Genomic DNA, 12,921 nt, shown 5'->3' on the forward strand with positions numbered 1-12,921 from the left:
CTCACGCTACCGCCGCCCGGCGACGTCACCGGGAGGCGACGTCCCCTCAGCCGCGCCAGACGAACGGCGGATGCCCCGCCGGCGCCTCGCCCGCCCCGACGAGCCGCGCGAGCCGCACGGCCCCGTCGAGCGGCGTCCCCTCCGCGGCGACGAGCGACGCCGACGGCGCGAGCCGCCCGAACTCGGACGCGAACGCCTCGGCGAACACCCCGCCCGCTCCGAACACCCCGCCCGTCCCGGCCGCGAGCGGCGACACCTCGGGATCGAGCGCGGCAGCGAGCGTGGCCGCGACCTCGGCACCGGCGCGCCGCATGATGTCGGATGCCACGACATCGCCGGAGGCCGCGAGCCCCGCCACGTCCGCCGCGAACCCCGCGAGCAGTCCGGCGCGGTCGGGCCGCGTGAGCAGTCGCCCGGGCCAGGACGGCGCCGCACCGAACCGCGCCACGGCCGCGTCGAGGAGCGCCGCGGCATCCGTCGTCACCCCGTCGTGCGTGCGGATCGCCGCCTTCAGCGCCTCGATGCCGATCCACGCGCCCGAGCCACGGTCGTCGAACAGGTGGCCCCAGCCGCCGACCCGCTTCCAGCGGTCGTGCAGGTCGGTGCCGATCGCGATCGCGCCCGTGCCCACGGCGACGACCGCACCGCCGCGGCCGCCGAGCGCGCCGAGATGCGCGGTCACGGCGTCGATCGCGAGCGCGACGGGCGCGCCCGCGGCCCGTGCGAGGCGGGCGGCGGCTTCGTCGGGGGAGCCCACGAGGGAGGCGAGGCCGGTGGCCCCGACCCCGACGCCGACGATCGCGGCATCCGGCCAGGCGCTGCGCGCGTCGGCGATGAGCCCGACGGCCACGTCGACGACGCTCGAGCCGGCGGATGCCACGCCGACCCGGCCGCCCTCGAGCACGCGTCGCTCGGCGCCCACCGCCGCGCCTGGCGGCGAGAACGGCTCGAGCGCGGCACGCGATCCGGTGCCGCCGACGTCGATGCCGAGCACCCAGCGGGCGGCGTCCGACTCGCCGGACTCCCAGCCGCGCGATGCGACACTCTTCACGGCCCGAGCCTACGGCCGGGGCATCCGACGCGCCCTCGCGAGGCGGCAGGTTTCCGGAAGATCACGATTTCGGAAAAAACTTGCAAACATGACATCGCTCACGAATACTACTTCCCAATGTCACATTCCCGGGCGCGCGTCGCGCCATCGAGATTTCCAATGAAGGAGGCATCCATGAAGAAGCGCTTGCTGCCCGTCGCCGTGCTCGCCACGGCCGCGTTCGGGCTCACCGCGTGTGCGGGCGGGTCGAACGGTGGAGACGGCGGTGACGTCAGCGCCGAGGGCGAGACCCTCAACGTCTGGATCATGGAGGGCACGAACCCCGACTCCGATGCGTTCTTCGACGAGGTCGGCGAGGCGTTCACCGAGGAGACCGGCGCGAAGCTCGACGTCGAGTTCGTGCAGTGGGCCGACGCCCACGACCGGTTCGTGACCTCGATCGCGGGCGGCACGACGCCCGACGTCGCCGAGACCGGCACCACGTGGACCGCGGAGTTCGCCGACGCCGGCGCACTCGCCCCGATCGGCGACTTCGTCGACGACGAGGGCCTGGGCGACGACCTGGTCGAGGGCCTCGTGACCTCGGGCACCTACGACGACGAGCTCTACGGCATGCCCTGGTATGCCGGCGTGCGCTCGCTCGTCTACCGCTCCGACATCTTCGAGGAGCTCGGCCTCGAGGCGCCGACCAGCTGGGACGAGATCGTCGCGGCCGGCGAGGCGATCAAGGCCGCGCATCCCGAGATGATGGCGTTCGCGGTTCCCGGCGACGCCGAGTTCGGCGTGTACCCGTGGGTCTGGGGCGCCGGCGGCGAGGTCTCCGAGCAGGACGGCGACGAGTGGGTCTCCGGCCTCGACAGCGCCGAGTCGCAGGAGGGCATCCAGTTCTACACCGACCTCGCGCTGAAGCACGGCTTCTCGTCGGCCGGTGCGACGACGTGGAAGGAGACCGACGTCCTCGACAACTTCTCGCAGGGCAACGTCGCCATGGCGCTCATGGGCTCGTGGACGCCCGCCGCGATCGTCGAGAAGAACGCCGAGCTCGAGGGCAAGTTCGCCGCCACGCCGATCCCCGGCAAGGACGGCGGCATCGCGCCGTCGGTCCTCGGTGGCTCGCACCTGAGCATGTTCAACACCGCGAAGAACCCCGAGCTCGCATGGGAGTTCATCAAGCTCATGACGACGGGCGAGTTCGCCGAGCAGTGGGGCGAGCAGTCGGGCTACTTCCCGGGCCAGCAGTCGCTCCTCGCCGAGACGATGGAATCGGACGACCCGTTGGTCGCGCCGTTCGCCACGCAGCTCGTCGACGGCGGCGGCACCGTTCCGGTGACGCCGAAGTTCGGCGCCGTGCAGGCGAAGAAGACCACGAACACCGCCATCCAGGCGATCCTCTCCGGGCAGAAGACGGTCGAGCAGGCCACGTCCGACGCCGCAGCGGAGATGAACGAGATCATGAACGGCAACTGAGTCCGTGACCTCGACGATCCAGGTACCGACGTCCGCGCGGGGGGCCGAGTCCCCCCGCGCGGGCGGCGGCCCCGTGCAACGCCGGAACCCGATCACTCGGCTGCGGCCGTGGCTGCTGCTCGCGCCCGCCCTCGCGGTGCTCGCGGTGCTGCTGCTCTGGCCGCTCGTGCGGGTGTTCCTCTTCTCGCTGCAGGACTACGGCCTGCGCGAGATCGTCTCGGGCGAGCCGAACTGGATCGGCATCGACAACTACCTCGAGGTCTTCACCGACCCGACCCTCTGGACCGTCGTCCTCCCGAACACCGTCGGCTTCGCCGTGCTCGCCGTCGCGGGCACGGTCGCCCTCGGCACGGCCGTCGCCGTGCTCATGGCCTCGCTCGGCCCGTTCTGGCGCACCATCGTCGGCAGCGCCATCATGATCGCCTGGGCCATGCCCGCGGTCACCGGCACCTACGTCTGGGTCTGGATCTTCGACGCCGACCGCGGCATCTTCAACGAGACCCTCCAGGCGCTAGGGCTCCAGGACGAGCCCGTCAACTGGTTCACGAACCGGTACACCTTCTACGCCATCGTGCTGCTCAACGTCGTGCACCACGGCTTCCCGTTCGTCGCGATCACGATCCTCGCCGGCCTCCTCGGCGTGCCGAAGGAGATGCTCGAGGCCGCCGAGATGGACGGTGCCGGCCCATGGCGCCGGTTCTGGCGCATCATCGTGCCGAACCTCAAGCAGGTCTTCGCGGTCGTCATCATCCTGTCGACGATCTGGGACTTCAAGGTCTTCGCGCAGGTCTACCTCATGCCCGGCGGCTCGGGCTCGAACCGCGAGGCGCTGAACCTCGGCGTGTGGTCGTACGTCGAGTCGTTCGGCCAGAACCGCTACGGCTTCGGTTCCGCCATCGCGGTGCTGCTCACCCTCGTGCTGCTCGCGATCACGGTCGTGTACGTGCGCACCATGCTGAAGGAGGAGGAGCTGTGAGCACCGTCACGCCCGCCACCGACGTCGCGCCCGCGGCATCCGCCGTCGTCGACCGCCCCGCCGACGAGACCCGCCGCATCGCGCGCAGCCGCCGCAGCGCACGCAAGACCCGCGCCGCCGCGCTGAAGGCCGTGCTCGTCGTGCTGCTGCTCGCGTTCACGCTCTTCCCCGCGTTCTGGATGCTCTCGAGCGCGTTCGACGCGAAGGCCGGCACGGGCGGCCAGACGCTGCTCCCGCGCGAGTTCACGTTCGACAACTTCGCCTACGTGCTCACCGAGGGCGGGTTCGACGTGTTCCTGCGCAACTCGGCGATCGTCGCGCTCGTCACCGTGCTCGCGAGCGCCCTGCTCGCCCTGCTCGCGTCGGTCGCCGTCGCCAGGTTCCGCTTCCGGTCGCGCACCGCGATCCTGCTCATGATCCTCATCGTGCAGATGGTGCCGCTCGAGGCGCTCGTCATCCCGCTGTTCGTGCAGGTGCGCGACCTCGGCCTGCTCAACACGCTCCTCGGCCTGATGGTCGTGTACGTCGCGCTCTCGCTGCCGTTCGGCATCTGGATGCTGCGCGGATTCGTCGCGGCCGTGCCGGTCGAGCTCGAGGAGGCCGCCTACATCGACGGCGCGAGCTGGGGACGGATGTTCCGCTCCGTGCTGCTCCCCCTCGTGATGCCGGGCCTCGTGGCCACCTCGGTGTTCTCCTTCATCACCGCGTGGAACGAGTTCATCTTCGCCATGACGCTGCTCGGCGGGGCATCCGAGAACTACACCGTCGCGATTGGCCTCAAGCAGTTCTTCGGCGAGCACACCAACGAGTGGGGCTACATCATGGCCGCCTCGACGATCATCACGATCCCCGTCATGATCTTCTTCGTCATCGTGCAGCGCCGCCTCTCGGCCGGGCTCGTGGCGGGTGCGGTCAAGGGATGAGCGCCATGCACGACCCAGCGCTCCGTCGGCTCGTCGGCGCGGTACTCTGGCCCGGCTACCTCGGGCGCGAGCTGCCCGACTGGCTGCGCCGCGAGCTCGCCGAGGGCGGCCTCGCCGGCGCGGTGCTGTTCTCGCACAACCTTCCCGGTGGTCGAGTAGCGCCCGGCGAAGCCGGACGCGTATCGAGATCCGCGTCCGCCTTCCGCGACCTCCGCGACGACATCCTCGTCGGCATCGACGAGGAGGGCGGCAACGTCACGCGCCTCGAGGCGGCGACGGGCTCCACCCTCCCGGGCGCCGCGCAACTCGGCGCCGTCGACGACACGGATGCCACCGCCGCCACCGGCCGCGCGCTGGCTGAGCGTTCGCTCGCGGCCGGCGCGAACGTGGTGCTCGCCCCCGTCGCCGACGTGAACACCGATCCGCGCAACCCGGTGATCGGCGTGCGGGCCTTCGGCGACTCACCCGAGCTCGTCTCGCGGCACGTCGCTGCAGCGGTGCGCGGCATCCAGTCGGCCGGTGCCGCCGCGTGCGTGAAGCACTTCCCGGGCCACGGCGACACGCACGTCGACTCGCACCACGCCCTTCCGACGCTGACGATCGACGTCGACGAGATCGAGCGGATGCACCTCCCGCCGTTCCGCGCCGCGATCGAGGCCGGCGTGGCCGCAGTGATGACCGGGCATCTCGTCGTGCCCCAGTGGGGCGACCCGCCCGCGACGCTCAACGCCGCCGTGCTCTCCCGCCTGCGCGCGATGGGCTTCGAGGGCGTCATCGTGACCGACGCGCTCGACATGGCCGCCGTGCGCGAGACCGTCGGCGCGGGGCCGGGCGCCGTGCAGGCGCTGCTCGCCGGGGCCGACCTGCTCTGCATCGGCAACCCGCGAAATCGGGGTGCCGCCACGGCCCCCGACCAGGACGAACAGGACTTCCGCGAGGTGCAGGCCGCCGTGCTCGCCGCGCTCGACGACGGCACCCTACCCGTGGTCGCGCTCGAGCGAGCGGCGGAGCGGGTGCGGAAGCTCGGGGCCGCGTTCGCCGGTGGGGGATTCTCCGGCGAGCGCACCGAGGCGCCGGGAACGACGGATGCCGCGAGCTGGGGAGCCGACGCGGCATCCGTCGCCCGGACCGCGATGACGGTCGACGGGCCCATCGCGCCCGCACCCGGCCCGCGGACCGTGCTCGACGTGCGCGGCCGCGCGACCATCGCAGTCGACGGCGACGCCGACTACGTGGCCGACGCGCTCGCCGCGGGCGGACGCGTGGTGCGGCTCGACACGAGCTCCGTGCCGGGCGATCAGCTGCGCGGCGCTGTTGCCGCGGCTGCCGAAGCACCCGGCCCGTTCGTCGTGCTGGTGGACGCGATCGGCGCGCACAGCGCCCAGCGCGACGTGATCGAGCAGCTCGGCGCGATCCGCCCGGGCGCGGTCGTCGTGAACGTCGGCATGCCCGGCCCGCGGCTCCCGCTCGCCGCCGTGCACACGCGCGCCGCGAGCCGCCTCGCCGCCGAGGCCGCGAGCTCGCTGCTCGACAGCGGTTCCCGCCGGGAGGCGACCGCATGATCGTGCTGTCCCTGCAGTCGGGCACGTCCGCGGACGGCATCGACGTCGCCGTCGTGGACGTGTCGCCGGTCGAGGAGCCGCGCAGCGGCGTCTCGAGACCCGAGCTCCCCGCGGACGTGACGATGCGCGTCCTCCACGCCGACACCCTCGACTGGGCACCCGACCTTCGCGCCCGAGCGCTCGCCGCGACGGCGGGCGAGCCGCTGACCGCGGGCGCATTCTGCGAGCTCGACACCCGGCTGGGTCAGGCGTTCGCGGATGCCGCGGCGGCCGGCTCCCGCGCCGCCGGTGTCGTGCCCGACCTCGTCGTCTCGCACGGCCAGACGATCTTCCACTGGGTCGACGGCGGCCGTGCCCGGGGAACCCTCCAGCTCGGCGAGCCCGCGTGGATCGCCGAGGCGGTCGGCGCGCCCGTGCTGTCCGACCTGCGAGCGGCAGACATCGCCGCGGGCGGCGAGGGCGCTCCGCTCATGGCGGTCTTCGACCGGGCCTGGCTCGGCGCCGAGGCCGCCGCGACCGGGCGGGCGCTCGCCACGGTCAACCTCGGCGGGATCGCGAACGTGCAGGTGGTGCGTCCTGAGGGCGGCGTCGTGGCGTTCGACAGCGGACCCGGCAACGGGCTCATCGACGCAGTCGTGGCCCGCGCCACCGACGGCGCGCAGGCCTTCGACCGGAACGGCGGCCTTGCGGCATCCGGACGCGTCGACGCGGCCCTCCTCGCCGAGCTGCTCCGGCATCCGTACTTCGCGGCGCCCGTGCCGAAGACCACCGGGCGCGAGACGTTCGACCTGAGGATCGTCGACCGCGCCGTGGCGGCGGTCGGGGCATCCGCCGTCGTGGCCTCGGGCGGCGCGACGCCCGCGACCCGACCCGCGCTCGAGGACCTCGTCGCGACGCTCACCGAGCTGACCGCGCGCACCGTCGTCGATGCCATACCAGGCGACCCGACCGTGCTCATCGCGTCGGGCGGCGGCGCGCGCAATCCCGTGCTGCTCGGGCGGATCACGGCGCTGGCCGCCGAGCGCGGCATCGCCGTGGAGTCGAGTGACGCCCGCGGGATCGATCCGTCGTTCAAGGAGTCGCTCATGTTCGCCCTGCTCGGCTACCTGAGCTGGCACGGCGTCCCGGCGTGGTTGTCGTCGGGCGGTTCGGGGGAGCCGCGCGTCGCCGGCCGATTCACGAGCGGGCGGATGCCGCTGCGCCTCCCGCCGCCGCTCGCCGGCGTCGCATCCGTCTCAATCACCAGCACCGATCACGGGGGAGCACCGCGATGAGCCACACCGTTCCGGCCGAGGACCATCGCGCGCTGCGCGAGCTCCTCGGCGAGCTCGCCACCGAGGGCGTGAACGACGCGCACGGCGAGTTCGACCTGCTCGCGACCGAGGCGCAGCTCGCGGCGATGCAGGGCGAAAGTGCTCAGGCCGTCGCTGCAGTGACGGATGCCGCGCCGCAGGTCGGCGCGGCCATCGACGCGATCGTCCCCCGTCTCCGTGCCGGCGGGCGGCTCATCTACCTCGGCGCCGGCACCGCCGGACGCATGGGCGTGCTCGACGCGAGCGAGATCCCACCGACGTTCGGCACCGACCCGTCGCTCGTCGTCGGCGTCATCGCGGGTGGCGACGTCGCCCTGCGCTCGGCCGTCGAGGACGCCGAGGACGACGCCACTCGCGGCGCCGCCGACCTCGAGGCGATCGGACTCACCGCCGCCGACGCGGTGGTCGGCATCTCGGCGTCGGGACGCACGCCCTACGTGGTCGGCGCGCTCGAGCACGCGCGCGCGCTCGGCGCGCTGACCGTCGGGCTCTCCTGCAACGCCGGAAGCCGCGTCGGCGAGGTCGCCGACGTCGCGATCGAGACGGTCGTCGGACCGGAGATCGTCGCCGGCTCGACCCGGCTCAAGGGCGGCACCGCGCAGAAGCTCGTGCTCAACGCGATCTCCACGATCGCGATGGTGCGGCTCGGCAAGGTCCACGGGAACCTCATGGTCGACGTGCAGGCGACCAACGCGAAGCTGCGGGCCCGTGCTGAGCGCATCGTCATGCTCGCGACGGGCGTCGACGCGGCGGCGGCATCCGCGGCCCTCGAATCGGTCGGCGGCTCGGTGAAGGCGGCGATCCTCGTGACCATTACTGGGGTGTCGCCCGATGCGGCGCTCGCGCGCCTCGCGACGCACGATGGGGTGTTGCGAGATGCTCTCAGTGAGGTTCGCGCCGTGACCGTGCCCGCCCGAATAGAGGAGACCGATGTCCCGTGACGTGCTCCAGAGCGTGCGGCAGGCCCTGCCGCGCCTGAGCTCGTCGGAGGCGCGCGTCGCGGAGGCGATCATCGCCGATCCCTCGATCGTGGTGGACCTCACGATCACCGACCTCGCGAAGCGGTGCGGCACCTCGCTCTCGACCGTCGCGCGCTTCTGCCAGACGCTCGGATACACGGGCTACCGCGAGTTCCGCATGGAGGTCGCGAGCGCGATCAGCCGCGAGGCGGCCGAGCGCGACCGGTTCGGGCTCGCCGACTCCGACATCGGGCCGGACGACCCCGCCGCCGACGTGGTCGCCAAGATCGCGTTCCACGAGGTGCTCGCGATCGAGCAGACCGTGCAGGCGCTCGACATCGCCGAGCTGGACCGCGTGGTCGACGCGATCGCCGGCGCCGCGCACGTCGACCTCTACGGCTTCGGTGCGAGCGGCCTCACGGCCCAGGACCTGCAGCAGAAGCTGTCCCGCATCGGCATCTCGGCGTTCTGCTCCGTCGACGTGCACCTCGCACTCGTCTCGGCGGCGCTGCGCAAGCCCGGCGACGTCGCGATCGGCATCTCGCACTCCGGCCTCACGACCGAGACGATCCACGCGCTGAGCGTCGCGCGGGATGCCGGTGCGACCACGGTCGCCCTCACGAACTCGCCCGACTCGCCCGTCACCGAGGTCGCCGACATCGTGCTCACGACCCAGGCGCGCGAGTCGACGTATCGGATGGGCGCCATGTCGAGCCGTATCGCGCAGCTCGCGGTCGTCGACTTCGTGTTCGTGCGCGTCGCACAGCGTCGGCACGAGGACGTCGCGGCGCCGCTGCGCCGCACGTACGAGGTGACCGCGAGCCACAAGGTGAGCACGCGGAAGCGGCGCGAGCAGCAGGGGTAGGGCGTTCGCGGTTTGTTTTCGCTCTGCGGGCGGAGTTCCGCGGGTTGAGGAGCGGCGCAGCCGTGGGCGGAGTTCCGCGGGTTGAGGAGCGGCGCAGCCGCGGGCGGAGTTCCGCGGGTTGAGGAGCGGCGCAGCCGCGTCTCGAAACCCGCCTCCTCACCCGCATCGCTTCCTCTCGCCGCGCTCTCGCTCCCGATTCAGGCAATCGCGCCGCTCAGGCCGTTCTCGCCGATTCGGGCCTGAATCCGGCGCGATCGCCTGAATCCCGCCCGCTCCCTCCGCCGAGAGTCCGTCGCCGAGCCGCCCACCCGGACGATCGGCTCGATTGTCGTCCACCCGCGCGTGTGCGCCCGGGGATGTCGCCGCCCGTGCGTACCGTGGGCGCCATGACGAACCAGGTGCAGATCACGGTCGCGCACGACGTGCTCGACGAGCCGTGCCCCCGCTGCGAGTCGACGGCGGTGCGAGCAGTCGTGCACGCCCGCACGGTCGACGTCGTCATCGAGACGGATGCCGCTGCGGACCCGTTCGCCGGGGAGAGCCCGCTCTTCGACTGCCGCGAGTGCGGCTTCGAGTGGGGAGAGCTCGTCCGCGACCTCATGCGCTAGCGCTCGGCGGAATCCGTCGCGGGGGAGGAACCTGCACCTCGCGATCCGTAGGCTCGCACGCATGAGCGACCACGACCGAGCCCCCGCACCCAAGCCGTCCGGCGAGGCGTGGGGGATCGGCCTCGCCCTCGGGACCGGCGTCGGCGTCGCACTGGGAACCGCCCTCGGCAACGTCGGGCTGGGCATCGGGATCGGCGTTGCGATCGGCCTCGTGTTCGCGCTGGCGTTCGGCAAGGTCCTTGGGCAGCGGTCGGCCGACGGGCCGACGGATGCCTCGGATGACCCGGATTCCGAGCCGCCCGCGCCCGATTCGCGCTGACGCGCCCCCTGTGGATAACCCGGCCGGCCGGACGCCCGCGCTCGCCTAGGCTCGACGCCATGCCGATCCCCACCCGCCGCCGAACCGTGCGACGCGGTGCTGTTGCAGCGGCCGCGGCGACGGGACTGGCCCTCGTGCTCGCCGGATGCGTGGGCGCCCCCGCGGCCACGCCGACGCCTTCCCCTGCCGACACTTCCGCCCCGATCTTCGCGTCGGATGAGGAAGCGCTCGCGGCGGCGGAAGCTACATATGGCCGGTTTATCGAGAACACGACGGCGGTTACTAACGGGGGCGGTGCAGCGCCCGAAAGCCTCGATTCGGTTGCATCAGGCGATGCGCTCGACGAGGAGCAAGCCGCTGCCCAGAGATTCCGCGAGCAGGGACTTCGAACGACTGGAGCAGTCGGCTTTCGAGTAACCAACCTTCAATCGATCGCTGAGGATCCATACGGCGTCGAGATCACGTTCTACGTCTGCGATGACTTGCGTCAGGTCGACCTTCTGAACGGAGCGGGAGAGTCGATGGTGGTCGAAGGTCGGGTAGTGGACGTGCCATACACAGTCGTGGTCTCTGGAGAAGACGCAGACAGTCTTCGAGTTAGCGAGAAGGAACTGTGGACACGCGACAACTTCTGTCTTGCATAGCGATCTCGGCGTTCCTCGCACTGGCCGCTTCGCCAGCGTCGGCCGCGGAGGGCTGCTCGAAAGAACAGATCCTTTCGGGCACGTGCAGTGCTTCGAGCGTCATCAATCCGGATCTCGGTCAGGTGGAGCTAACAGGTGAGAGCAGCTCCGGTTCCACATATGCCAGTGACGATGAGTATCAAACCGAGGGGCCCGGCGCCGCAGCAAACGCACCACCCCCACCCCCACCCCCGCCCGCGAACTGCAGCCCCAACAACATCGCGCTCTGCGCCGGCGACCCCGCCGCGCCGCCGCCCGAGGAGCCGGCCGGCCCGGTCGTGGTGACGCTCCGCGACATCGCGTCGTTCCGGCCGGCGACGCCCGGCAACGGGATGGAGCCCGGGGGATGGGCGGTCGTGGGGCTGCCGGCGAACTTCGTGGCCGCGGCATCCGTGGACGTGGTCTCGGGCACGCTGCTCGGGCAGCCCGCCGACGTGCGGTTCACGCCGGTGGGCTACCGGTGGAGCCACAGCGACGGCGCGACGGTCGAGTCGGGCACGCCCGGCGCGAGCTGGACTGCCCTCGGGCAGCGCGAGTTCAGCCCCACGTCGACGAGCCACGTGTACACCGCGTCGGGCGAGTACACGGTGGAGCTGGAGGTTCTCCTCCGTGCCGAGTACCGGTTCGCGGGATCGCCGTGGCGGTCGATCGCGGGCGCGCTCTCGGTGGCGGGTCCGCCGCAGCGCGTCCTCGTCGGGGAGTTCGACACGGTGCTGACCCGCGGCGACTGCAACGCCGACCCGTCGGGCCCCGGCTGCTGATCGGCGCACCGCGGAGCGAAGCGTCGCCCTAGAGGTTGTTCGACGCCGTCCGCTCGCCGCTGCGGCCGTGGTTCGCGACGATCGTCGCGTCGAGGAGCCGTCGCACGCCCGCCATCCCGTCGATCGCGAACGCCGCGCGCTGCCGCTCCGCCCCGGTGCCGGTCCGGATGAGGCGTCGTACCGAGCTCTCGACCGCCTCGAGGTCGCCCTCCTCCTGGAGCTCGCCGGCGACCATCTGCACGAAGCGGCGGAGGACGTCACCGGCCGGCGCGAGTCCGCCCGAGATCGGATCGAACACCTCGGCCCGCATGCCGAAGTGCGCCGAGTGCACGAGCGCGGCGCTGAGCAGTTCGGACGGCACCTCCGCCGAGGCGGTGGCCGCGGCGACCGTCGCCTCGGGCCTCGCGAGCATGTGGCTCACCAGCGCACGGCAGAGCGCGGCGATGAGCAACGTCGAGTCGGCGTCGAGCTGGGCGTCGCCCATGCGGAACTCGATCGTGGGAAGGTGCTCGGACAGGCGCACGTCCCAGGCGATCAGCGCCAGGTCCTTGGTGCCCCCGATGCCGAGGAGCCGATGGATCCGGCGGTCGTAGTCCGCGGCGTCGACGAATGATGGCGGGCAACCCGCAGTCGTCCAGCGGCGGAGGAGGATCGTGCGCCAGCTGTCGTAGCCGGTGTCGTGGCCGCGCCACAGGGGCGAGTTGGTCGAGATGGCCGTGAGCAGCGGCATCCACGGCCGAGCGGCGTTGAGCGCGACGACCCCGGCCTCGCGGTCGGGCACGCCGATGTGCACGTGCAGGCCGCTCAGCTGGTGGTCGGCGATCATTCCGCCCACGTCCGTCACGATGCGGTGATAGCGCTCGACGTCGGTGACGGAGGGGAACGGGGTCGTCTGCGGCGGCGTGCCCACGCTCGCCACGACCACGCCGAGCTCATCGGCGCGGTCCGCCACGAACCGGCGGAAGCCGAGAAGTGCCGAACGCGCCTCCTCGAGCGAGGAGAACACCGTGGATGCGTGCTCGACCTGCGAGGCGAGGAACTCCTTGTGCGTCACGTCGGCCCACTGCGGCGCCGCCATCAGGGCGCCGTAGACGTCGGCCGCGACGTCCGCCGGCTGCAACGTGATGCGATCGAGGAACTGGAACTCCTCTTCGATCCCGAATGTCCTCACGACGTCACCCCTCCGCCGAACCCGACAACAGACTCGGGCACCGACCCCGAATCAGTGCCCCGATTCGACCATCGGTGGCTGGAATCCTCCTGTCAACCCCGTGACGGATGAACGGATCTCGGCTATCCGATGACCTCCGAACGAACGAGGACGGGCGCAGGACGGCGCCCGCGAGGCGGCCCTCGAGGTGGCCCGCGAGGCATCCGATCAGGGCGCATGTCGAGAACGCGAGGACAGCCTCGACATACTGGTGGGAGCGCGGT

The 12,921-nt window shown here is 71.9% G+C and carries 13 protein-coding genes; 11 read left to right on the plus strand and 2 right to left on the minus strand.

Translation table 11 applies throughout. The features are described 5' to 3' along the window. Window positions 1-46 precede the first annotated feature (46 nt). Complete coding sequence (locus ACWGO8_RS10920) at window positions 47-1,051, minus strand: BadF/BadG/BcrA/BcrD ATPase family protein (protein ID WP_452043084.1); 1,005 nt, start codon at window positions 1,049-1,051, stop codon at window positions 47-49. Window positions 1,052-1,225: 174 nt separating this feature from the next. Here ACWGO8_RS10920 and ACWGO8_RS10925 point away from each other — a divergent pair, with 174 nt between their 5' ends. The 11 genes from ACWGO8_RS10925 (at window position 1,226) to ACWGO8_RS10975 (ending at window position 11,487) form a co-directional block, all read left to right on the plus strand. Next, a complete protein-coding gene (locus ACWGO8_RS10925) occupies window positions 1,226-2,518 on the plus strand; it encodes a sugar ABC transporter substrate-binding protein (protein ID WP_452043085.1) in 1,293 nt (430 codons plus the stop codon). A gap of 73 nt (window positions 2,519-2,591) precedes the next feature. After that, window positions 2,592-3,494, plus strand: a complete 903-nt coding sequence (locus ACWGO8_RS10930; protein ID WP_452043086.1) for a carbohydrate ABC transporter permease — start codon at window positions 2,592-2,594, stop codon at window positions 3,492-3,494. A 122-nt stretch (window positions 3,495-3,616) separates the two neighbouring features. Next, complete coding sequence (locus ACWGO8_RS10935; protein WP_452043553.1) at window positions 3,617-4,417, plus strand: carbohydrate ABC transporter permease; 801 nt, start codon at window positions 3,617-3,619, stop codon at window positions 4,415-4,417. 5 nt (window positions 4,418-4,422) lie between these two features. After that, window positions 4,423-5,979, plus strand: a complete 1,557-nt coding sequence (locus ACWGO8_RS10940; protein ID WP_452043087.1) for a glycoside hydrolase family 3 protein — start codon at window positions 4,423-4,425, stop codon at window positions 5,977-5,979. Further along, window positions 5,976-7,253 carry an anhydro-N-acetylmuramic acid kinase gene (locus ACWGO8_RS10945; RefSeq protein ID WP_452043088.1) on the plus strand — a complete coding sequence of 426 codons (1,278 nt, stop codon included), beginning with the start codon at window positions 5,976-5,978 and terminating at the stop codon, window positions 7,251-7,253. The genes ACWGO8_RS10940 and ACWGO8_RS10945 overlap by 4 nt, the downstream gene beginning before the upstream one ends. Continuing rightward, window positions 7,250-8,233 (plus strand): N-acetylmuramic acid 6-phosphate etherase, encoded by a 984-nt coding sequence (murQ, locus tag ACWGO8_RS10950; RefSeq protein WP_452043089.1) that lies wholly within the window; start codon window positions 7,250-7,252, stop codon window positions 8,231-8,233. Before ACWGO8_RS10945 ends, murQ begins: the two co-directional genes overlap by 4 nt. Beyond that, on the plus strand, window positions 8,223-9,116 hold the full coding sequence (locus tag ACWGO8_RS10955) for a MurR/RpiR family transcriptional regulator (RefSeq protein ID WP_452043090.1): 894 nt from the start codon (window positions 8,223-8,225) through the stop codon (window positions 9,114-9,116). The genes murQ and ACWGO8_RS10955 overlap by 11 nt, the downstream gene beginning before the upstream one ends. Window positions 9,117-9,502: 386 nt before the next feature. Further along, window positions 9,503-9,724 (plus strand): hypothetical protein, encoded by a 222-nt coding sequence (locus ACWGO8_RS10960; protein WP_452043091.1) that lies wholly within the window; start codon window positions 9,503-9,505, stop codon window positions 9,722-9,724. A gap of 61 nt (window positions 9,725-9,785) precedes the next feature. Then, on the plus strand, window positions 9,786-10,043 hold the full coding sequence (locus tag ACWGO8_RS10965) for a hypothetical protein (protein WP_452043092.1): 258 nt from the start codon (window positions 9,786-9,788) through the stop codon (window positions 10,041-10,043). Between the two features lie 59 nt (window positions 10,044-10,102). Continuing rightward, window positions 10,103-10,687: a hypothetical protein gene (locus ACWGO8_RS10970; RefSeq protein WP_452043093.1), complete on the plus strand. Its 585-nt coding sequence runs from the start codon at window positions 10,103-10,105 to the stop codon at window positions 10,685-10,687. 317 nt (window positions 10,688-11,004) lie between these two features. Then, entirely contained in the window at window positions 11,005-11,487 is a 483-nt protein-coding gene (locus tag ACWGO8_RS10975) for a PKD domain-containing protein (RefSeq protein ID WP_452043094.1), read from the plus strand. Window positions 11,488-11,515: 28 nt separating this feature from the next. Here the strand turns inward: ACWGO8_RS10975 and ACWGO8_RS10980 are convergent, their stop codons facing one another. Then, window positions 11,516-12,658 (minus strand): carboxylate-amine ligase, encoded by a 1,143-nt coding sequence (locus ACWGO8_RS10980; RefSeq protein WP_452043095.1) that lies wholly within the window; start codon window positions 12,656-12,658, stop codon window positions 11,516-11,518. Between the last annotated feature and the right edge of the window lie 263 nt (window positions 12,659-12,921).

Source organism: Agromyces sp. NPDC055661, assembly GCF_053618135.1.